The sequence below is a fragment of the Ruegeria sp. AG7 genome (assembly GCF_056541545.1).
Genome location: NZ_JBQFYP010000003.1, coordinates 253,715 through 272,839, shown reverse-complemented (window position 1 = coordinate 272,839; position 19,125 = coordinate 253,715). Strand labels below are relative to the sequence as shown.

Sequence of the window (19,125 nt, the reverse complement as noted above, 5' to 3'; positions counted from 1 at the left end):
GTTACTTGCGATTCCCGACGGCGACGCGATCTTTCATAAGATGCGACGGGCGAAAGGTCAGTACGCGGCGGGGCTGTATCGGAACCTCTTCGCCGGTTTTGGGGTTGCGTCCGACTCGCGCGGTCTTGTCGCGAACACTGAACGTACCGAAGGACGAGATTTTCACCTGCTCGCCACGCACCAGAGCGTCGGACATGTGGTTCAGAACGCTTTCGACCAGCTGCGCACTTTCGTTGCGCGAAAGCCCAACTTCGCGAAAGACGGCCTCGCTCAGATCCATTCGAGTCAGTGTATTGTCGCCCATGTCATTTCCCCTGTTGCTGTCAAAGCATATGGGTATGGCAAATTCGCTGTCAATATCAATGAATTGCAAGCAGCTGTGTAAGCTGGATTGCGCCGGTTACCAGCGCAGAACCACCGCGCCCCAGGCCAGACCGCCGCCAATTGCTTCGGTCACGATCAAGTCGCCGGGTTTGATCTGCCCGCGTTGTTTACCAACCGACAGTGCCAATGGGATGGATGCAGCCGAGGTGTTGCCGTGATCCTGAACGGTCACAACCACGTTTTCCATCGGCAGGCCCATCTTTTTGGCCGTGCCCTGAATGATGCGAATATTGGCCTGATGAGGAACAATCCAGTCGACGTCAGCACTGCTCAGCCCCGCGCGGCTCAGGGCTGTTTCAGCCGTTTTGGTAAGCTTTTCAACGGCATGTCGGAAAACTTGATTGCCCTGCATACGCAGATGCCCGGTGGATTGGGTCGAAACACCCCCATCGACATAAAGCAGGTCCTTGTAGCGCCCGTCCGAGTTCAGATCGGTTGCGAGTATGCCGCGATCCGCAGCGGTGCCTTCGCCATCCTGCGCCTCGAGTACCAAAGCGCCGGCACCATCCCCGAACAGAACACAGGTCGAGCGGTCGGTCCAGTCCATAATCCGGGAAAAGGTTTCGGCACCAATGACCAGCACGCGTTTGGCCTGACCGGACAAGATCAACGCATTTGCGTTGCTGAGAGCGAAAACGAATCCCGCGCAGACGGCCTGTACGTCGAAAGCAAACCCCTTGGTCATACCCAGCCGGGCCTGAACCATGGTCGCGGCAGAAGGAAAGGTCAGGTCCGCGGTCGAGGTCGCCACGACGATCGCGTCAATATCATCCGATGTCAGGCCCGCATCGGCCAGGGCAGCCTCGGCAGCTTTGGTGGCCAGGTCCGACGTCGTTTCGTCATCGGCAGCAAAATGGCGGCGTTCGATCCCCGACCGGGTTCTGATCCACTCATCCGTTGTGTCCAGCGTTTTCTCAAACTCGGAATTTGGAACAATACGTTCCGGCAAATAATGCCCGACACCTACTACAACTGAACGGCCTGCCATTTTTGGGGTACTGCCTTTTTTGTTATTTATCGGTCTGCGGCGCAGCTTGCGCGGCATCTTGTGCAAGCTGGGCCGTGGATGCAACCCGCGCAGCTAATTTTTCGGCAAAGCCGGACCGTGCCAGAGTAAAGGCCAGTTTGATCGCTGCCGACACTCCGGTCGCATCTGCCCCGCCATGGGATTTAATAACAGTCCCGTTCAGACCCAGAAACACGCCACCATTCACACGCCGCGGATCAATGCGCTTTTTCAGGCGCTGTAGTGACGTAATGGCCAGGACCGAAGCCAATCGCGACAACGGAGAGTATTTGAACGCCTCACGCAGAAGATCTCCGATCAGCCTGGCTGTGCCTTCGCCCGTTTTGATCGCAACATTGCCCGTAAACCCATCTGTAACAATGACATCTGCCTTGTCGCCGGGAATGTCGCTGCCTTCGACAAAGCCAACAAACTCGAAATTCGCCTGTTCGGAGTATTCCGAAATCATGGCATGCGCTTCTTTCAGTTCGGCCCGGCCCTTATGCTCTTCGGTGCCAACGTTCAGCAACCCGATCCGGGGGCGGTTCAGGGCCATGCCGTTGCGCGCATAAGACGCGCCCATCAGGGCGAATTGCAGCAAATCCTTGGCGTCGGCGCGCACATCGGCGCCCACGTCCAGCATTACATTGAACCCCTGCGGGTTGCGCGAAGGCCACAGGATCGCGATTGCGGGGCGGTTCACGCCCGGCAATTTGCGCAGACGCATCATCGAAAGGGCCATAAGGGCACCGGTGTTCCCGCAGGACACCGCGCCATGGGCTTCACCCTGACGAACCGCTTCCAGCGCGGACCACATCGAGGTCTGCTTGCCGTTGCGCACGACCTGGCTGGGCTTGTCTTCCATCGTGACAACGTCGGGGCAATCACGAAAAACGACGCGCCCTTCAAGGACACGTCGTTTGGCAACCAGCTTGCGCAATACCTGTTCGGGCCCGTGCAGCAGGAACCCGATATTCGGGTTCTTGCCAGCCGATTTTGCCAGACCTGCAACGACGACAGCGGGACCTGCGTCCCCTCCCATTGCGTCAACCGAGATGGTGATCCGTCCGGCGTGCGTGGGCTGATCGTTCATGCCTTGGCCTGCGCTCAATCAGGCTTAGGCTGCGTCTTCGTCCAGATCGATTTCGTCGGCCTGTGCGACGACTTCGCGATCGTCATAGTGGCCGCAAGAGGCACAAACGTGGTGCGGGCGTTTCAGCTCGCCGCAGTTCGGGCATTCGTTCGGGTTTGCAGCAACCAGAGCGTCGTGTGCGCGGCGGTTGTTGCGACGCGACTTGGAAACTTTGTTCTGTTGGACGGCCATGGTCTCAACCTTTGTCTGACTGGGGGCCGCAGATTCGCTGCCGACCCGGGTTTCGTAGTTCGTTTATCGTGGTTTGACGCGCGTTTAGGCGACGGGCCCCGCAATGTCCAACCCAAAATCCGATGAGCGCGCGAAAATACTGCGATTCTCGGCATGTTCAAGCGATTTTTCTGACCGCCTGCTATGACAGGAAATCTGGCACCTGTCACTCGTCTTTTTTTAGCACATCGCGCAGTCCTGCCAATCGTGCAAAGGGTTTGGCATCGTCATCCGTCATCGCCTGTTTGCCCGGTTCTGTGTAGGCAGCTTGGCCCAGTTCCGCGCCGTCTTTACGCGGATATTGTGGCAGAGCCAGAGACAGGGCCTCGACCATGACAAGGGCCGGATCAATTTCAGGCCCCAAAGGTTCAGATTCGTCATCTTCCTGGATTTCGAACTCTGGATCATCTGGGTCTGCCCAATCCGCAAGAAAAGTCCGGTGCACTGGTATGTCGATCCTTGTCGTCACCGGTTCTAGCGTCACTACGCAAGGTTGGATGACAGTTGCACCGAGTTTCCCGTTTAGAACCCAGTCCCGTTTGCCCTGCGCCCTCAGTTCTCCCGAAAAGCTGAGTTTGCGCAGCCCCAGCAGCCCAAGGTCCTGCCTGATCTGCTCGAGCGCGGTGGTTGCGGGGCGCAGATCGAACGGTGTCGGGGCGTTCTGCGGCAGGTCAGACACCCGAAATGATGTCGTCTTGCTCATTCGTGAGCCTTTCTATGTGTTGAACCGTAGCAGCGGTTTATGTAATCGGATAGAAGCCGAAGAAGGCCAAGGCAAGAGGGTGCAGATGTTGAAGGTAGTGAACCGGTTGAAACCAGCTGCGAAATCGCTTGTGTTTGTTGCCTGTCTGGCTGCGACCGGGGCTTGTACGGCTATCTTCAAGAATCACGGCTATGTGCCACCGGCCGAAGAACTGGCGGAAATCAAAGTAGGCGTAGACACGCGGGACAGTGTGCAAGAGGCTATCGGCGCGCCGGGCGCATCCGGCGTGGTTCGGGATTCGGGCTATTACTATGTCCGCTCTCGCGTGCGTCACTACGGTCCGAAACGGCCCGAGGTGGTATCCCGCGAACTGGTTGCCATCAGTTTTGATCAGCGCGGTGTCGTCAGAAACATCGAACGCTTTGGTCTTGAAGACGGGAATGTGATTGCTCTGGAGCGCCGCGTTACCGATTCCAACGTTCAGGACAAAGGCTTCCTGCGTCAGCTGCTAGGCAATATCGGCAACTTCAACCCGGCGAACATTCCGGGCGCCAACTAATTTGCGCCTAAACCTTGCGGTGGTCACAGGGCAGTCACATGTCTTGTGCTAATGGTGTCGTACCGACGCCTGAGGGTCGGCAACCGTGGAGGGCGCGACCGTGGCAACGGCAGTTTTGTTAAGCAAGGGGCGCTATCGCGCCAGACTGGCGCAGTCGCCCGAGGATATCAGAACAGCTCAGGCATTGCGGACCTTGGCTTTTGGCACAGAGCAACCGGACTGCGACGAGTTTGATGCACGCTGTAGCCATATCCTGGTCGAGGATATGCGCTCGGCAGAACGGCTGGTCTGTTGCTTTCGGATGCTGACCATGGATAGTGGCGGCGAGATCGGGCGAAGTTATTCGGCGCAGTTCTATGACCTGACCTCGCTCGAAGGCTTCAAAGGTCGGATGGTCGAAATGGGACGATTCTGTATCCATCCTGATCACAGCGACCCCGACATCCTGCGTGTCGCCTGGGGTGCAATGACGGCCTACGTTGATCGGAACAACGTCGAGATGCTGTTTGGATGTTCCTCTTTTGCCGGTACCGAAACAGAGCAGTATCTGGATGCGTTTGCGATGCTAAAACATCGCCATCTGGGCCCGAAACGTTGGTTGCCGCGCGTGAAGGCTCCGGATGTGTTTCGTTTTGCCGCGCGTTTGCGGCGCAGACCGGATTCTAAAAAGGCAATGCTGCGGATGCCGCCTTTGTTGCGGACCTATCTGATGATGGGCGGTTGGGTCAGCGATCATGCGGTGGTGGATCGCGACATGAACACGCTGCACGTTTTCACAGGGGTGGAAATCGGTGCGATCCCCCCGGCGCGCAAACGTCTGTTGCGGGCGGTGGCCGGGTAGATTGAGTATTTTTGAAAAGGTGAAGACGGGGCGTTGACGCAATGTGTCAGCCGGTTTAGCTGGCGGACATGGCGAGAATTCCTTTGTTGCAGATGTCCGGCATTTCCCTGACTTTCGGGGGTGACCCGGTGTTTTCCGAACTGGATCTGGTGGTTCAACCCGGTGATCGTGTTGCGCTGGTGGGGCGAAACGGGTCCGGAAAGTCCACGTTGATGAAAGTGATGGCCGGTCTGGTCGAGGCGGATCGGGGCGAGATTGTCGTGCCGCCCGGGAAATCCGTTGGCTATATGGAGCAAGATCCGACGATGGAAGGCTTTGCCACGTTGGGAGATTACGCATCCTGCGGGTTGGAGCCGGGAGAACTTTACAAAGTTGAACGGGCCGGTGAAGGGTTGAAGTTCGATCCTTCACGCGCGGTTGAGACCGCTTCGGGCGGAGAGCGGCGGCGGGCGGCACTGGCCAAGCTGATGGCCGAAGCACCGGATCTGATGTTGCTGGACGAGCCGACCAACCATCTGGATATCGAAGCCATCGCGTGGCTGGAACGCGAACTTGGCGCGAGCCGAGCGGCCTTTGTGCTGATCTCGCATGACCGAGCCTTTTTGAGGGCTCTGACGCGGGCAACGCTTTGGATTGACCGGGGGGCTGTTCGGCGACAGGAGCAGGGTTTTGAGGCCTTTGAGGCCTGGCGGGACAAGGTCTGGGAGGAAGAGGACCAGCAACGCCACAAGCTGAATCGCCTGATCAAATCTGAAGCGAAATGGGCGGTTGAGGGCATTAGCGCCCGACGCAAACGCAACCAAGGCCGGGTGCGGGCCTTGCAGGCGTTGAGAACTGAAAAGGCGGGGCAGATCAAACGTCAGGGTTCGGCTGCAATGGCGCTGGAGGCAGGGCCAAAATCGGGCCGCAAGGTCATTGAGGCCAAGGCGCTGGCCAAAGGATTTGGCGACAAGCAGATCGTTCGGAACTTTGATCTGCTGGTACAGCGCGGTGACCGGGTGGCCTTTGTCGGGCCGAACGGTGTTGGAAAAACAACGTTGCTGAAGATGCTGCTGGGGCAGGTGGAGCCGGACGCGGGCTCGGTATCTCAGGGGACGAACCTTGAAATCGCGGTATTCGATCAGAACCGCGCCCAACTAGACCCTGAGATGAGCCTGTGGGACAGTCTGACCGGCGATCCGGCTATGCGGGTGTCGGGCAAGGCCGATCAGGTGATGGTGGGCGGGCAGCCCAAACATGTTGTAGGGTATCTCAAGGAATTTCTATTTGACGAACGGCAGGCCCGAGCAGCCGTCAAGTCCCTGTCCGGTGGGGAAAAAGCCCGATTGCTTCTGGCCAAGCTGATGGCGAAACCCTCGAACCTATTGGTGCTGGACGAACCGACCAACGATCTGGATGTCGAGACGCTGGACCTGCTGCAAGAGCTTTTGGACGATTACGACGGCACCGTTCTGCTGGTTAGCCATGACCGGGATTTTCTGGACCGCGTGGCGACAACCACCATCGCGATGGAGGGTAACGGACAGGCGACAGTCTATGCTGGCGGTTGGTCGGATTACATCGCACAGCGCGGTGATGTGATCGAAAAAAGTGTAGAAAAAGCAAAGCTTTCAAAGCCAAAGGTCAAGCAGGAAGAAAAGCCGAAATCCGGCTTGTCCTTCTCGGAGAAGCACCGGCTGGAGAAACTGCCTGCCGAGATCGCGCGCCTAGAGGCCGAGATTGCCAAGCTGGAAGAGTTGATGTCCGATCCCGAGCTGTTCACGCGTGAGCCGGTGAAGTTCCAAAAAGCGACCGAGGCGTTGGTTGAGCGGCAGGAGAAACTCTCGGCCGCTGAAGAGGAATGGCTGACGCTCGAAGAGAAAGCTGAAAGCGTTTAGAGGGCCAGACGTCTTGCTGGATTACCTGCCACGGTTTCTCTGGCGGGGACATCTTTGGTGACGACGCTGCCTGCGCCGATTGTGGCGTAGTCGCCTATGGTTATGCCGGGCAACAGGATCGCTCCGCCGCCAATCCAAACCTGCCTGCCGATGTTGACGGGCAGGCCGACTTCCAGCCCTTGTGCCCGATCAGCAGGGTCCTTGGCATGATGCGCGCAGTAAATCTGAACATTGGGGCCGAACATCGTGTCGTCGCCAACCCGAACGGGGGCCGTGTCCAGAACAACGCATCCGGCATTGAAGAAAACCCGACTGCCCAGATGGATGTTCATTCCATAGGCGCAATGAAAAGGGGCTTCGAGAAAACAGTCCTCGCCGACATGGCCCAGCAGCGCGTGCAGTTCCGGGGCCATCGCGCCGCGTGTATCGGGCGGACAGGTGTTGTGAGCGTGAACAGCCCGTCGTGCTTGCGCGCGCAGATCGTCCAACTCAGGATCGAGACAGCAATACCACTGCCCGGACTGCATTTTCTGGCGCTCCGACATGGAGCTGTCTTACCGCATCCGCAGAGCGCCGTCGATGCGGATGACCTCGCCGTTCAGGTAGCCCATTTCAACGATGAAACCGGCCAGTCGCCCGTATTCCTTGGGGTCACCCAGGCGGGCCGGGTTCGGGACATCTGCGGCAAGTTGTTGTTGCACGTCTTCAGGAAGGCCCGCCAGCATCGGGGTCATAAAGATTCCCGGCGCAATGGTCATGACGCGAATCCCGGTTGAGGCCAGGTCGCGGGCCATCGGCAGGGTCATGCCAACCACGCCGCCTTTAGATGCTGCATATGCCGCCTGTCCCTTTTGGCCGTCGAATGCAGCAATAGATGCAGTGTTGATGATCACACCGCGCGCCCCGTCTGGTTCGGGTTCGTTCTTTGCCATCTCGGCCGCAGCCAGCCTTGAGACGTTAAATGTGCCGACAAGATTGATGTCGATCGTGCGCTGGAACGCGTCCAGCGGGTGTGGGCCATCCTTGCCGACCGTTTTGATTCCATAAGCGATACCGGCGCAGTTCACAGTCGCGGTAATCTTGCCCATCCTGTCAATACCGTGGCGCACGGCAGCTGCGACCGAGGATTCGTCTGTTACATCCGTCAGCGCAAAATACCCGCCGATTTCGGAGGCGACTTGAGCGCCACGGTCCGCGTCACGGTCTAGAATAGTAACTTGTGCGCCCTGCGCGGCAAAGTGACGGGCGGTGGCTTCGCCCAGACCGGATGCGCCACCGGTGACAAGAGCGGCTGTGGTGGACAGGTGCATCGGAACTCCTCCCTAGGATATGAACAACTGTTCAATAACTGCTTTGCAGGGGCTGTGTCCATATCTTTGAGCCCGAACGCCCAAAGGGGCGGCGCGGAATAGCCGCTGCCGGGTCAATACGCATCTTTAAGGCATCTTAATCCGCGCTTCACGAAAACGCGCCTGTTCGTGAACGAAGTAATCACAGCCATTGCGTGTTTTTTCGTCAGGAGGTTCCGATATGGTAAATAGTAAGAAACTAACACTGGGCGCTGTTCTGGCCGCGCCTGTCTTTGGGATTATGGTTGCCGGCAGTGCTGTTGCAGCGCCGGAAACCTGTAACTGGAAAACGGCTCGAAGTCTTGCCAATGCAGGCGACTATGCCGGGCTTTGCGATTGTGTTCAGGTGACCCCAAGCTTTCTGGACAGACTTCAGAAGAGACCGGATTTTGAGACAACGCTGAGCATTACCGGGGCGCAATGCCCGGGTCTGGCCGCTTTGCTGGCAGACTTGCCAACGTCAAGCCTGTCCGGTCTGGCCGAGAATCGGGGTGAAAGCCGCGGTTCAGAACCCGGCGGGGCAGGGTTTGCGAATGCAGCTGGTCCTGACGGCCCCGGTGGTGGAGGAGAACCTGACAACGGCGGCGAAGAACCCGGCGGTGGCGGTGGAGAACCCGGCGGCGGTGGCGGAGAACCCGGTGCTGGCGGTGGAGAGCCCGGCGGTGGCGATGGAGAACCCGGCGGTGGCGGTGGGGAACCCGGCGATGGCGGTGGAGAACCCGGTGCTGGCGGTGGAGAGCCCGGCGGTGGCAAAGGCAATGCCGGCGGCGGCAAAGGTGGCGATAGGGGTAACAATGGCAGCGGCAACGGCGGCGAGGGCAGCAGTCCGGGTCGCGGAAACAACGCCAATGACGACGAGGGCGAAAGCGACCGGCCCGGTCGCGGAAAGGGACGTCAGTAGTCTCGTCCACCCCAATATAGATACGGCCACCCAATCGGGTGGCCGTTTTCTGTTTTGCTTTCCAAGGTGAAAGGGGCGTCAGCCCAGTTGCACCAATGCGTGGCGTTTCTTGCCTGCACTCAGCTTGATCGGAGACGTCAATGCGCCCGCGTCGATCATCAAACCCGCATCCGTCAGCGGAGCGTCGTCCAGTTTGGCCCCGTTTTCGGCAATCAGGCGCTTGGCCTCTTTGCCGGATTTGGCCAGGCCTGACTTGACAATGATCTGCACGATGGACATGCCGTCGCCCAGTTCATCCGCGCTGAGGGTCAGGGTGGGCAGATCGTCTCCAACCCCACCTTTTTCGAACACTTCACGGGCCGTGGCCTCGGCCGTTGCCGCAGCTTGCGCCCCGTGCAGAAGGGCTGTCACCTCATTGGCGAGGCGGATTTTGGCCTCATTGATCTCGGACCCGGCAAGCGCACCAAGACGGTCACATTCATCCACGGGCAATTCGGTATAGAGCTTCAGGAACCGCCCGACATCCGCATCGGTGGTGTTGCGCCAGAACTGCCAGAATTCATAGGGCGAGCGCATCTCGGCGTTCAGCCAGACCGCGCCATCCTGCGATTTGCCCATCTTCTTGCCGTCGCTGGTGGTCAGCAGGGGTGAGGTCAGGCCGTAGATTTCGTGATCCAGCACCCGGCGAGTCAGGTCGATACCGTTGACGATGTTGCCCCACTGGTCGCTACCGCCCATTTGCAGAACACAGCCATAGCGGCGGTTCAGCTCCAGAAAGTCATAGGCTTGCAGGATCATGTAGTTGAACTCGAGAAACGACAGCGATTGCTCGCGATCCAGCCGGGATTTCACCGATTCAAAGCTGAGCATCCGGTTGACCGAGAAATGCCGCCCGATGTCGCGCAGGAAATCGAGGTAGTTCAGATCATCCAGCCATTCGGCATTGTTCAACATCAGCGCCTTGTTTTCGGCATCAGTGTCGTAATCGATATAGGCCGCGAACACTTTCTTGATGCCCGCGATGTTTTCGTCAATCTGTTCGGGTCCCAGCAGGGGGCGTTCATCCGCGCGGAACGAGGGGTCGCCCACCTTGGTGGTGCCGCCACCCATAAGGGTGATCGGCTGGTGGCCGGTCTTCTGGAACCAGCGCAGCATCATGATCTGGATCAGGCTGCCCACATGCAACGACTTGGCCGTTGCATCAAAGCCGATATAGGCCGGCTTGCACCCGCTGATCAGCGCGTCGTCAAGGCCCTGATAATCGGTGCAGTCGGCGAGGAAGCCGCGCTCGATCATCGTGGCGATGAAATCCGATTTGGGGTGGTAGGTCATATCGTGCCCTCGGGGTTTGTGTTGCGGGGCACTGTATAGGCGGCGCTGCGGATGAGGAAAAGCCACCTTTTCACTCTAAAACCGCGTGCCGTGATATGCGCGCGCAACTTGATAGCCGGGGTGTTGATCATGAAACGCGACGTCGGAAAAAAACCGACGCCCCTAATCAGAAGGCTTGCCAAGGCGGCATAACAAAAGCACCTTGACCAAGCTGCAACCCAGAGGTGAAGTCCAGAACCCCGGGCACGGCGGAAACATTGCCAGATCAGGAGGCAGGCGTGGGCCAAACCATCAAGAAATACGGAATGGTTCGGGCATTGGGCGCAATGTCCGGTACGTCGCTGGACGGGGTGGACGCTGCGGTGGTGGAAACCGACGGGCATTCCATCGCTGGATTCGGGAAAAGCGGCTATCGCGCCTATACCGATGCCGAACGCGAAATTCTGCGGGCGGCTTTGGGGCAATGGCACGGTCCACAGGTCGACGCGGCGGCCGAGATGGTGACCTTTGCCCATGCCGAAGCGCTGTCCGAGTTCGAAGATGTAGACCTGATTGGCTTTCACGGCCAGACTTTGGCGCATGAACCGCGCGGGCGCGGGACATTGCAGGTGGGCGATGGTCTTGGGTTGGCGCAGGCGCTGGGGCGCCCGGTGGTCTGGGACTTCCGAAGCGATGACGTGGCTATGGGGGGCGAGGGCGCTCCGTTAGCACCGTTTTTTCACTTTGCCTGCGCCAAGTGGTTTGGCGCGGACCGCCCCTTGTGCTTTTTGAACCTGGGTGGTGTTGGCAACCTGACCTATGTGGACCCAAGCTTTGATGGTCCCGAGGCGCCGGGGGCGCTGCTTGCCTTTGATACGGGGCCGGCGAACGCGCCGGTCGATGACCTCATGCAAGCCCGGCTGGGGCAGCCGATGGACCGGGATGGTGCGGTTGCGCGCAATGGCACCGTCGAAATGGGCGCGCTGGAGCTGTTTCTGGCTGAGCCTTTCTTCGCACGTATGCCGCCCAAGTCGCTAGACCGGAACGATTTCTCTGAGATGATCGACCTAGTGAAAGAACTGGGTGATGCTGACGCGGTGGCAACCCTAACCGGGATGTGCGCAGCGGGTGTGGTGCAGGGGATGGAACATTGTCCGCAGCCGCCGTCTTGCGTGCTGGTTACAGGCGGTGGACGGCGCAATCCGGTGTTGATGGAGATGCTGCGCGTATCCCTCGACTGCCCGGTCGAACCGGTCGAGGCGGTGGGGCTGGACGGCGACATGCTCGAGGCGCAGGCCTTTGCCTATCTGGCTGTGCGCGTGGCGCGGGGATTGCCAACCTCGTGCCCCGGAACAACCGGGGTGAAAGCGCTGGTGGGTGGCGGCATGGTCAGTTCAGTGAACGTTCAACCGGTGGGTTGAGGCTGCATACAGGTATCGGCTAACGTGTTATCGACACACAGGCTTGCCACTGCGACGGGCTGTGTCGAAGTGAAAATGCCCTTTGTGATACCGGTCAGCGTCAGGGCCAAGAACAGTTCCGAACAGGCCACAGGCTCCGCTGTGCAACTCTTGCAACACGACGCTTTGATCGGTGTCGCTCCATCCGTCCTGAACGGTGATCTGCGTTCCGTCCTGCAACACGAAGGTCGAGATATCGATGGCCCGACCCCGCGCATGTTCGGAAATGCGCGCATAGGGCTGGTTGTTCTGCGTCTTGCAGGCATAGTGGCCAACAACCCGCATACCCTTGAGCCCACCCCCCAGATCGGCAAAGGCGGGTTTGGCGACGTTTTCTATCCATGTTTTCAGCGTGACGGCTGTCTGACAGTCCATCAGCGAGAACTGGCTGAGTGCAATGTCCGAAATTTTGTAAATTCGGACCGGGTCGGCGATGCCGCAACCTTGCGCTTTTCCAGCCAAAGACGTGCGGGTTTCGCCCAAGATGGTCCAGTCACCACAGACCGCGCCGCGGTCGCGCATACGCTGACGACCCACTTCAAACTGGCGAAACTTGCAAGGGCGCAGGGCCGGGCGTTTCGAGGTCAGCACCGCAGGTTCGACAGTCCCGGCAGGTTCGATATGTTCGGTTGCGACTTCCTCCTGCAGATCGGGCAGTGCCAGTTCGGATGAAAGGCGGGATTCTGCACAGGCGGGCTCAGCGTTTGCAAGACAGGTACTTGCGAACAGAAGCAGAAGGACCAGAAAGATGCGTTTCACAATCACCCGATGCTCCGATACCTGCGGTTGCGTTGACAGAATGATAAATGGGTAACTTTCTGTAAACTCACCTTTTCAGAGCATCCCCAGATCAGCTTATCCCCGAGGGATATCAAACCCAGGTTCTGCCAGTTGGAACCCATCGAATTGAAATCCGGGAGAAACTGTACAGCTGACCAGCGTGTAATCACCGGTGCTGCGCGCGGCCTGCCAATGGCCGTTGGGAACAATCAGTTGCGGTGCGCCCCGAGACAAATCGGGCGACAGCACATGGTCAACCGCCGGACCCTTGTCTGTTGCACTCAAGGACAGGATCAGTGGCGCGCCCGCGTGGTAGAGCCAGATCTCGGTCGCGTCTACCCGGTGCCAGTGGCTGCTTTCCCCCGCTTGCAGCAGGAAGTAGATGCAGGTGCCGGTCGGGCGGCCCTTGTTCTCGGCACGCCAGGTTTCCGCGTACCAGCCGCCCTCGGGGTGAGGTTGCAGGTTCAGGCGGTCGATGATCTCTTGTGCTGTCATGTGGCCCCCGTGTGTTTGGCGCAATTATGCACGGCAAGGTGTGATCCGCTATGGTATTCGTGCGCACGGGGAATATGTATGCCGCATGACACTGACCATTCCATTCGATAACTCATATGCCCGCCTGCCGGACGCGTTTTTTGCACGACAGAATCCGGTGCCTGTACGCGCGCCCAAGTTGATCGCGTTCAATGATGATCTGGCACGGCTGTTGCAGGTCCATCCGGGCGACGTGCAAGAGATGGCGGAAGCCTTTGCAGGTAATCGCATCCCCGATGGTGCGGACCCCATCGCGCAGCTTTATTCCGGGCATCAGTTTGGCCAGTACAATCCGCAGCTTGGGGACGGACGCGCGGTGCTGTTGGGCGAAACTGTCGGAACGGATGGCGTGCGGCGGGATGTTCAGCTGAAAGGCTCGGGCCCGACGCCGTTTTCGCGTCGAGGCGACGGCAGGGCTTGGCTGGGTCCGGTTCTGCGCGAATACGTGGTATCCGAGGCGATGCACGCGCTGGGCATTCCGACAACACGCGCGCTGGCGGCGGTAGAGACGGGTGAAACCGTGTTCCGGGAGGGTCCGATGCCCGGTGCGGTGCTAACCCGGGTTGCAACCAGCCATCTACGGGTAGGCACCTTTCAGGTCTTTGCAGCGCGGGGGCAGTTGGACAATCTGCGGCGCCTGACAGACTACGCAATCGCGCGCCACTATCCCGGGGCCGAAGGGCCAATGGGTCTGTTGCGGGCTGTGCGGGATGCGCAGGCACGCCTGATCGCTCAGTGGATGAGCGTGGGTTTCATCCATGGGGTCATGAATACCGACAATTGCTCGATTACAGGTGAGACCATCGATTATGGCCCCTGTGCCTTCATGGATGTTTATCATCCCAATACGGTCTACAGCTCGATAGATCGGATGGGCCGTTATGCCTATGCCAACCAGCCAGATATAGCAGTGTGGAATCTGGCGCAGCTGGCAACCTCTCTGATTCAGCAGATGGACAACAAGGACGCCGCTGTTGAGCAGGCGACCGAGATCGTGCATGCCATGCCGGACCTGCTGCAACAGAACTGGTTGACCCGGTTCCGGGCAAAGATCGGGCTGACGACCGCTGAAGAAGGCGATCAGGCGCTGATCACCGATTTGCTAAAACGTATGGCCGAGGGGCAGGCTGATTTCACCAACACCTTCCGTGCGCTGGGCAAAGATACCGTGCGCGATCAGTTTGTCGATCCACAGGCCTTTGACAGTTGGGCAGAAGGCTGGCGTGCGCGTTTGGCGCATGAGGCGTCACCGCATGAAGTGATGACCGCGGCGAACCCGGCCTTTATCCCGCGCAATCACCGCGTCGAGCAGATGATTCGATCAGCGGTGGCGGGGGATTACCAGCCGTTCCATCGGCTGAACGCTGTGCTCGCGCGGCCTTACGACGATCAGGCAGAAGCGGCGGATCTCAAACGGCCCCCGACCGATAACGAAGTTGTGCACGCGACGTTTTGCGGTACGTGACTGTCAAACATCTCTGGAAATCCCTCGCTGCGGAACGTTTCGCTGGGAGGGGCGAACGGATTTGCCCGTTCCAGATCGGTGTCGGATGCGCTGAAACTGCTGTATCTCCGTCCTGCCGCACCTGGACGATATGAGGGGAAACCCGTCTGTTTCCGGCCACGCCACGTGCCGGGTTTTTAGGCGATATATTGTGCCGAGGCGACTTCCCCGGTTGCCGTTGTTGAGAAGTGAAACTGAAGGGTTGCGTCCGGCGACAGGCGTGGCACTTTGGGTCAAGCCCACTGGTCAGGTCTATATGCAGTCATCTTCCACCCTTCGCATCGCCAGCTATAACATTCAGAAATGCCTCGGGCTGGATCTCCGGCGCCAGCCGCAGCGCATTTTGCAGGTCATCGAACATATGCAGGCCAATATCGTTGTGTTGCAGGAGGCCGACAAACGTCTGCCGCCGCGGCCGGCGGCCCTGCCGCATTTCATGCTGGATGAAGCCGGTTGGCAGATCGTCGATCTGGGTGGTGCCGGCAGTCTGGGCTGGCATGGCAATGCAGTGATCTGGCGTGGCGAGGGCCTTTCGGTCCGGCGGACCGGACATCACGAATTACCCGGGCTTGAACCGCGCGGCGCGGTCCGTGTTGAATTTGATACCCATATCGGGCCGTTGCGGGTGATGGGAATGCATCTGGGGCTGTTGCCTGCATCGCGACGTCAGCAGATCTCGCATATCAGGCGGTTTGATAAAGAGCTGGAGCAGATGCCGACTGTCTGGGCGGGGGATTTCAACGAATGGTCCCGACAGCCTGTTCTGGATCACCTGGCACCGGAAATGCGTTTTCTGCCCCCCAAGCCGAGTTTTCCCGCCGCGCAGCCGCTGGGCGCGCTGGATCGGATCGCGCTGGGCGCGGGCGTCAGGGCCACTGCGCATGGTGTCCATGACGCGCGCCCGGCACATATCGCATCGGATCATCTGCCGGTTTGGGCTGATTTGGCGCGCGTGGCTTAAGTTCACCGGAAAAGAAGAAATCCCTGTGGCGCAAATCGCACAGACATACTAAGACAGACACCCGAGCAATTCTGAGGGGCATCATGTCGGAAACGATTATTGGACGTTGTGAAGCCAAGGGTCTGCGCATGACCGGTCAAAGAAGGATCATCGCGCAGGTATTGGAACAAAGCGACGACCATCCGGATGTCGAAGAACTGTACGCGCGTGCTTCTGCCATCGACACAGGCATCTCGATTGCGACGGTGTATCGTACGGTCAAACTGTTCGAAGAGGCCGGAATTCTGGAACGTCTGGAGTTCGGCGATGGGCGGGCCCGTTACGAGGATGCCGAGCGTGATCACCACGATCACCTGATCGACATGCAGTCGGGGGAGGTTATCGAATTTGTCGACCCCGAGATCGAAGCCCTGCAGGAAAAGATCGCCGCCAAGCTTGGGTACAAGCTGAAAGGGCACCGGCTGGAACTGTATGGCGTACCGCTCAAGCAGAAGTGATCCATCACAAATCACGAACGGCCCCAACACGTTAATTCATTGAACGTGTCGGGAATTGGCTTGCCAGATGCCGCTGGTTGCGGTTCATGTGCCCGCATACTGCACCCCAAGTACCCTTTTCCTACGGACGCGCGCATGAATAACGTAAACGGCATCCTTTTGCTGATCGGCTCGATGGCGGCCTTTTCGCTTGAGGATATGTTCATCAAGTTCCTGTCGGGCGCTGTGCCGACCGGTCAGATCATGGTGTGTCTGGGTGTGTTCTGCGGGCTTGTCTTTGCGGTGATGTCGGTGGTCACACGCAAACGCATCTTCGATCCTGTAGCATGGAAACTGCTGCCGATGCTGCGCGCAGGGACAGAAGGATTCGGTGCCGTAACCTTTGTCACCGCGTTGTCGCTGATTGATCTGTCCACTGTCGCCGCCGTGTTTCAGGCCATGCCGCTTGCCGTGACCATGGGCGCGGCCCTGTTTCTGGGAGAGCAGGTCGGCTGGCGCCGCTGGAGCGCCATTGGTGTCGGCTTTATCGGTGTTCTGATGATCATTCGCCCCGGATTGGAAGGGTTTCAGCCAGACTCGCTGTTTGTCGTCCTGACCGTGTTTGCGATTGCGGCGCGTGATCTGATAACGCGCAAGCTGGATGCTCGGGTGGCCTCATCCGTTGTGGCGATGCAGGCTTATATCGCAGTGGCGCTGGCAGGGCTGCTGTTGATGGTCATTTCCGGAACACCCTTTGTGCCGGTGCAAAGCGGCCAGGCAGGGCCGTATTTGGGGGCGATCGGTTTCGGCGTTTTGGGGTATTACGGCATCGTAACGGCCATGCGGGTTGGCGAGGCTTCGGCCATGATGCCATTCCGTTACACGCGTCTGGTGTTTTCGATCCTTGCCGGAATGCTGATGTTCGGTGAACGCCCTGACGCGCTGACAATGGCAGGGGCGAGCCTCATCATCGGATCTGGCCTGTATACCTTTATCCGCGAGCGACGTCTGGCGCGCAATCTGGTTCCGGCCTGATCCTGTTGGCGCAAACAGCAAACTGTTAGCCCTAAAGGTCGGTAAATATGCGTGTTAGCGATAACGGAACCGGTTTACTTTTGACCGGTTGCTGCTATGACGCGTGCAACCGACTGCAGCCATAGGGACAGACCTCATGAGCACCATTATTGATATCCACGCACGCGAAATTCTGGACAGCCGGGGCAACCCGACGGTCGAGGTCGACGTGATTCTGGAAGACGGCACCATGGGCCGCGCCGCCGTACCGTCCGGTGCGTCCACCGGCGCACATGAAGCCGTTGAAAAACGCGACGGCGACAAATCCCGCTATATGGGCAAAGGGGTACTGGAAGCCGTGGCCGCCGTGAATGGTGAAATCGCCGAGGAACTGGTGGGCTTTGACGCGACAGAACAAGTGGCCATCGACCAGGCGATGATCGAACTGGACGGAACCAATAACAAAGGCCGTCTGGGCGCCAACGCCATTCTGGGTGTGTCGCTGGCCACCGCAAAGGCGGCAGCCGATTTCACGACGCAGCCCCTTTATCGTTACGTCGGTGGTACCTCAGCTCGCGTGCTGCCGGTACCAATGATGAACATCATCAATGGCGGCGAACACGCCGACAACCCGATCGACATTCAGGAATTCATGATCATGCCAACCTCGGCCGCGAATATTCGCGAGGCCGTGCGAATGGGGTCCGAAGTGTTCCATACGCTGAAGAAAGAACTGTCTTCCGCGGGTCTGGCCACGGGCGTGGGCGATGAGGGCGGTTTTGCCCCCAACATCGCCAGCACCCGCGAGGCGCTGGATTTCATCCTGAAATCCATCGAAAAGGCGGGCTACAAACCCGGCGAAGAAATCCACCTGGCCTTGGATTGCGCGGCGACCGAGTATTACAAGGATGGTAAATACGTTCTGGCGGGCGAGGGGATCACCCTGACATCCGAAGAAAACGCAGCCTATCTGGCGGCTCTGGTCAATGACTATCCAATCATCTCGATCGAAGACGGCATGTCCGAGGATGATTGGGACGGCTGGGAAGCCCTGACCGACGCCATCGGCGACAAGGTGCAGCTCGTGGGCGACGACCTGTTTGTGACCAATCCGGCGCGCTTGGCCGAAGGGATCAAGCGCGGCTGCGCGAACTCGATGCTGGTTAAGGTGAACCAGATCGGATCGCTGACCGAAACCCTGCGCGCCGTCGATATGGCGCACCGTGCGCGTTATACCAACGTGATGTCGCACCGTTCGGGCGAGACCGAGGATGCCACCATTGCCGATCTGGCGGTGGCGACCAATTGCGGTCAGATCAAAACCGGCTCGCTGGCGCGGTCGGATCGGTTGGCCAAATACAACCAGTTGATCCGCATTGAGGAATCGCTGGGCGAGGTTGCGGAATACGCAGGCGCGTCGATCCTTCGCAAATAACGCGCTTGGCGCTAGGCTGGCCCCTGGTTTTAATCCGGGGGTCGCGTTGTGCTGAACATCATCGAACCGGAAACGCCGGACCAGATTGAAGCGGTTCGGCGTTTGTGTTGGGATTACAGGGATTTCTTGCTGGCACTGGATGAAAGAACCGCCCAGATTGTGCAGGCTTTCTACCCAAGCGAAAAATACGCCCGCGTGATGGACAACATCGACGCAGAACACACACCGCCGACCGGTGGGATCAAACTGGCATTGCTGCATGGGGAACCGGTCGGCTGCGGTATGTTTCACACGTACGAACCCGGTGTAGCTGAAATCAAACGTGTATTTGTAACTGACGCAGCAAGGGGGACCGGAGCAGGCCGTGCCATCATGCTTTCGCTGATCGAAATGTGCCGAGATATTGGGTTCGACTATATTCGAATGGACACCGGCAAACCCCTGGAAGCGGCGACTCGGTTATACCTGTCTTTGGGCTTTCACTTGCGCGACGCCTATTACGAAACTCCTGAAATCGCACGCGACCACCTGCTTTTTTTTGAGATGCCGCTATTTGAGAATGGCACCCTCAGGCCAGAGAAAAGTTAAATTTTTCAGGGACATGTTCGTTTGCGGTTGAGGTGTTTGATAAAAAAATGTGGCTTATCTATTCTTATGTGTGAACTTG

At 58.7% G+C, this 19,125-nt stretch carries 21 protein-coding genes; 11 read left to right on the top strand and 10 right to left on the bottom strand.

Annotation, left to right across the window (positions count from 1 at the left end):
- Position 1: 1 nt before the first annotated feature.
- The 5 genes from ihfA to ACR0BF_RS06205 all read right to left on the bottom strand — a co-directional run bounded on the left by ihfA (position 2) and on the right by ACR0BF_RS06205 (position 3,456).
- A complete protein-coding gene (gene ihfA / locus ACR0BF_RS06225; RefSeq protein ID WP_209503673.1) occupies positions 2 to 304 on the bottom strand; it encodes an integration host factor subunit alpha in 303 nt (100 codons plus the stop codon).
- 96 nt (positions 305 to 400) lie between these two features.
- The gene (locus ACR0BF_RS06220; protein ID WP_480473245.1) at positions 401 to 1,372 is read right to left on the bottom strand and encodes a beta-ketoacyl-ACP synthase III; all 972 of its coding nucleotides are present in this window, start codon (positions 1,370 to 1,372) and stop codon (positions 401 to 403) included.
- A 22-nt stretch (positions 1,373 to 1,394) separates the two neighbouring features.
- A complete protein-coding gene (plsX, locus tag ACR0BF_RS06215; protein WP_480621924.1) occupies positions 1,395 to 2,483 on the bottom strand; it encodes a phosphate acyltransferase PlsX in 1,089 nt (362 codons plus the stop codon).
- A gap of 24 nt (positions 2,484 to 2,507) precedes the next feature.
- The gene (rpmF, locus tag ACR0BF_RS06210; RefSeq protein WP_008756996.1) at positions 2,508 to 2,714 is read right to left on the bottom strand and encodes a 50S ribosomal protein L32; all 207 of its coding nucleotides are present in this window, start codon (positions 2,712 to 2,714) and stop codon (positions 2,508 to 2,510) included.
- Between the two features lie 205 nt (positions 2,715 to 2,919).
- Positions 2,920 to 3,456, bottom strand: coding sequence for a YceD family protein (locus ACR0BF_RS06205; protein WP_480473241.1), 537 nt, complete (start codon positions 3,454 to 3,456; stop codon positions 2,920 to 2,922).
- A gap of 85 nt (positions 3,457 to 3,541) precedes the next feature.
- On the opposite strand from ACR0BF_RS06205, the gene ACR0BF_RS06200 reads away from it, so the two are divergent.
- The 3 genes from ACR0BF_RS06200 to ACR0BF_RS06190 all read left to right on the top strand — a co-directional run bounded on the left by ACR0BF_RS06200 (position 3,542) and on the right by ACR0BF_RS06190 (position 6,733).
- Entirely contained in the window at positions 3,542 to 4,015 is a 474-nt protein-coding gene (locus tag ACR0BF_RS06200; RefSeq protein WP_480493020.1) for an outer membrane protein assembly factor BamE, read from the top strand.
- A 100-nt stretch (positions 4,016 to 4,115) separates the two neighbouring features.
- The gene (locus ACR0BF_RS06195; protein ID WP_480473237.1) at positions 4,116 to 4,856 is read left to right on the top strand and encodes a GNAT family N-acetyltransferase; all 741 of its coding nucleotides are present in this window, start codon (positions 4,116 to 4,118) and stop codon (positions 4,854 to 4,856) included.
- 68 nt (positions 4,857 to 4,924) lie between these two features.
- The gene (locus tag ACR0BF_RS06190) at positions 4,925 to 6,733 is read left to right on the top strand and encodes an ABC-F family ATP-binding cassette domain-containing protein (protein ID WP_480517360.1); all 1,809 of its coding nucleotides are present in this window, start codon (positions 4,925 to 4,927) and stop codon (positions 6,731 to 6,733) included.
- Here the strand turns inward: ACR0BF_RS06190 and ACR0BF_RS06185 are convergent.
- Positions 6,730 to 7,278 (bottom strand): sugar O-acetyltransferase, encoded by a 549-nt coding sequence (locus tag ACR0BF_RS06185; protein ID WP_480553729.1) that lies wholly within the window; start codon positions 7,276 to 7,278, stop codon positions 6,730 to 6,732. The genes ACR0BF_RS06190 and ACR0BF_RS06185 overlap by 4 nt on opposite strands.
- Positions 7,279 to 7,287: 9 nt before the next feature.
- Positions 7,288 to 8,043 (bottom strand): 3-hydroxyacyl-CoA dehydrogenase, encoded by a 756-nt coding sequence (locus ACR0BF_RS06180; RefSeq protein ID WP_480553728.1) that lies wholly within the window; start codon positions 8,041 to 8,043, stop codon positions 7,288 to 7,290.
- Positions 8,044 to 8,263: 220 nt separating this feature from the next.
- Between ACR0BF_RS06180 and ACR0BF_RS06175 the strand changes: the two genes are divergently transcribed.
- On the top strand, positions 8,264 to 8,983 hold the full coding sequence (locus tag ACR0BF_RS06175) for a hypothetical protein (RefSeq protein WP_480624490.1): 720 nt from the start codon (positions 8,264 to 8,266) through the stop codon (positions 8,981 to 8,983).
- 78 nt (positions 8,984 to 9,061) lie between these two features.
- On the opposite strand, the gene tyrS is transcribed toward ACR0BF_RS06175, so the two are convergent.
- Positions 9,062 to 10,315, bottom strand: a complete 1,254-nt coding sequence (gene tyrS / locus ACR0BF_RS06170) for a tyrosine--tRNA ligase (RefSeq protein ID WP_480473227.1) — start codon at positions 10,313 to 10,315, stop codon at positions 9,062 to 9,064.
- 305 nt (positions 10,316 to 10,620) lie between these two features.
- Here tyrS and ACR0BF_RS06165 point away from each other — a divergent pair, with 305 nt between their 5' ends.
- Positions 10,621 to 11,715, top strand: coding sequence for an anhydro-N-acetylmuramic acid kinase (locus ACR0BF_RS06165; protein WP_480517764.1), 1,095 nt, complete (start codon positions 10,621 to 10,623; stop codon positions 11,713 to 11,715).
- Positions 11,716 to 11,742: 27 nt separating this feature from the next.
- On the opposite strand, the gene ACR0BF_RS06160 is transcribed toward ACR0BF_RS06165, so the two are convergent.
- Together ACR0BF_RS06160 and ACR0BF_RS06155 are read right to left on the bottom strand one after the other, a co-directional pair.
- A complete protein-coding gene (locus ACR0BF_RS06160) occupies positions 11,743 to 12,519 on the bottom strand; it encodes an extensin-like domain-containing protein (RefSeq protein ID WP_480624489.1) in 777 nt (258 codons plus the stop codon).
- A 90-nt stretch (positions 12,520 to 12,609) separates the two neighbouring features.
- On the bottom strand, positions 12,610 to 13,029 hold the full coding sequence (locus ACR0BF_RS06155) for a cupin domain-containing protein (RefSeq protein WP_267367608.1): 420 nt from the start codon (positions 13,027 to 13,029) through the stop codon (positions 12,610 to 12,612).
- A gap of 85 nt (positions 13,030 to 13,114) precedes the next feature.
- Here ACR0BF_RS06155 and ACR0BF_RS06150 point away from each other — a divergent pair, with 85 nt between their 5' ends.
- The 6 genes from ACR0BF_RS06150 (at position 13,115) to ACR0BF_RS06125 (ending at position 19,046) form a co-directional block, all read left to right on the top strand.
- Positions 13,115 to 14,533 carry a protein adenylyltransferase SelO gene (locus ACR0BF_RS06150; RefSeq protein WP_480624488.1) on the top strand — a complete coding sequence of 473 codons (1,419 nt, stop codon included), beginning with the start codon at positions 13,115 to 13,117 and terminating at the stop codon, positions 14,531 to 14,533.
- 295 nt (positions 14,534 to 14,828) lie between these two features.
- Positions 14,829 to 15,533 (top strand): endonuclease/exonuclease/phosphatase family protein, encoded by a 705-nt coding sequence (locus ACR0BF_RS06145; RefSeq protein WP_480517762.1) that lies wholly within the window; start codon positions 14,829 to 14,831, stop codon positions 15,531 to 15,533.
- Between the two features lie 83 nt (positions 15,534 to 15,616).
- Positions 15,617 to 16,030 carry a Fur family transcriptional regulator gene (locus ACR0BF_RS06140; RefSeq protein ID WP_480473221.1) on the top strand — a complete coding sequence of 138 codons (414 nt, stop codon included), beginning with the start codon at positions 15,617 to 15,619 and terminating at the stop codon, positions 16,028 to 16,030.
- A 135-nt stretch (positions 16,031 to 16,165) separates the two neighbouring features.
- Positions 16,166 to 17,044 carry a DMT family transporter gene (locus ACR0BF_RS06135; RefSeq protein ID WP_480624487.1) on the top strand — a complete coding sequence of 293 codons (879 nt, stop codon included), beginning with the start codon at positions 16,166 to 16,168 and terminating at the stop codon, positions 17,042 to 17,044.
- Between the two features lie 136 nt (positions 17,045 to 17,180).
- The gene (gene eno, locus ACR0BF_RS06130; RefSeq protein WP_480621916.1) at positions 17,181 to 18,458 is read left to right on the top strand and encodes a phosphopyruvate hydratase; all 1,278 of its coding nucleotides are present in this window, start codon (positions 17,181 to 17,183) and stop codon (positions 18,456 to 18,458) included.
- A gap of 48 nt (positions 18,459 to 18,506) precedes the next feature.
- Complete coding sequence (locus tag ACR0BF_RS06125; RefSeq protein WP_480603358.1) at positions 18,507 to 19,046, top strand: GNAT family N-acetyltransferase; 540 nt, start codon at positions 18,507 to 18,509, stop codon at positions 19,044 to 19,046.
- The last annotated feature ends 79 nt before the right edge of the window (positions 19,047 to 19,125 follow it).

What these genes read in the sequence shown, in the direction of transcription:
- ihfA (WP_209503673.1), bottom strand. Translation starts at nt 304, where the DNA reads ATGGGCGACAATACACTGACTCGAATGGATCTGAGCGAGGCCGTCTTT.
- ACR0BF_RS06220 (WP_480473245.1), bottom strand. Translation starts at nt 1,372, where the DNA reads ATGGCAGGCCGTTCAGTTGTAGTAGGTGTCGGGCATTATTTGCCGGAA.
- plsX (WP_480621924.1), bottom strand. Translation starts at nt 2,483, where the DNA reads ATGAACGATCAGCCCACGCACGCCGGACGGATCACCATCTCGGTTGAC.
- rpmF (WP_008756996.1), bottom strand. Translation starts at nt 2,714, where the DNA reads ATGGCCGTCCAACAGAACAAAGTTTCCAAGTCGCGTCGCAACAACCGC.
- ACR0BF_RS06205 (WP_480473241.1), bottom strand. Translation starts at nt 3,456, where the DNA reads ATGAGCAAGACGACATCATTTCGGGTGTCTGACCTGCCGCAGAACGCC.
- ACR0BF_RS06200 (WP_480493020.1), top strand. Translation starts at nt 3,542, where the DNA reads ATGTTGAAGGTAGTGAACCGGTTGAAACCAGCTGCGAAATCGCTTGTG.
- ACR0BF_RS06190 (WP_480517360.1), top strand. Translation starts at nt 4,925, where the DNA reads ATGGCGAGAATTCCTTTGTTGCAGATGTCCGGCATTTCCCTGACTTTC.
- ACR0BF_RS06185 (WP_480553729.1), bottom strand. Translation starts at nt 7,278, where the DNA reads ATGTCGGAGCGCCAGAAAATGCAGTCCGGGCAGTGGTATTGCTGTCTC.
- ACR0BF_RS06180 (WP_480553728.1), bottom strand. Translation starts at nt 8,043, where the DNA reads ATGCACCTGTCCACCACAGCCGCTCTTGTCACCGGTGGCGCATCCGGT.
- ACR0BF_RS06175 (WP_480624490.1), top strand. Translation starts at nt 8,264, where the DNA reads ATGGTAAATAGTAAGAAACTAACACTGGGCGCTGTTCTGGCCGCGCCT.
- tyrS (WP_480473227.1), bottom strand. Translation starts at nt 10,315, where the DNA reads ATGACCTACCACCCCAAATCGGATTTCATCGCCACGATGATCGAGCGC.
- ACR0BF_RS06165 (WP_480517764.1), top strand. Translation starts at nt 10,621, where the DNA reads ATGGTTCGGGCATTGGGCGCAATGTCCGGTACGTCGCTGGACGGGGTG.
- ACR0BF_RS06155 (WP_267367608.1), bottom strand. Translation starts at nt 13,029, where the DNA reads ATGACAGCACAAGAGATCATCGACCGCCTGAACCTGCAACCTCACCCC.
- ACR0BF_RS06150 (WP_480624488.1), top strand. Translation starts at nt 13,115, where the DNA reads ATGACACTGACCATTCCATTCGATAACTCATATGCCCGCCTGCCGGAC.
- ACR0BF_RS06145 (WP_480517762.1), top strand. Translation starts at nt 14,829, where the DNA reads ATGCAGTCATCTTCCACCCTTCGCATCGCCAGCTATAACATTCAGAAA.
- ACR0BF_RS06140 (WP_480473221.1), top strand. Translation starts at nt 15,617, where the DNA reads ATGTCGGAAACGATTATTGGACGTTGTGAAGCCAAGGGTCTGCGCATG.
- ACR0BF_RS06135 (WP_480624487.1), top strand. Translation starts at nt 16,166, where the DNA reads ATGAATAACGTAAACGGCATCCTTTTGCTGATCGGCTCGATGGCGGCC.
- eno (WP_480621916.1), top strand. Translation starts at nt 17,181, where the DNA reads ATGAGCACCATTATTGATATCCACGCACGCGAAATTCTGGACAGCCGG.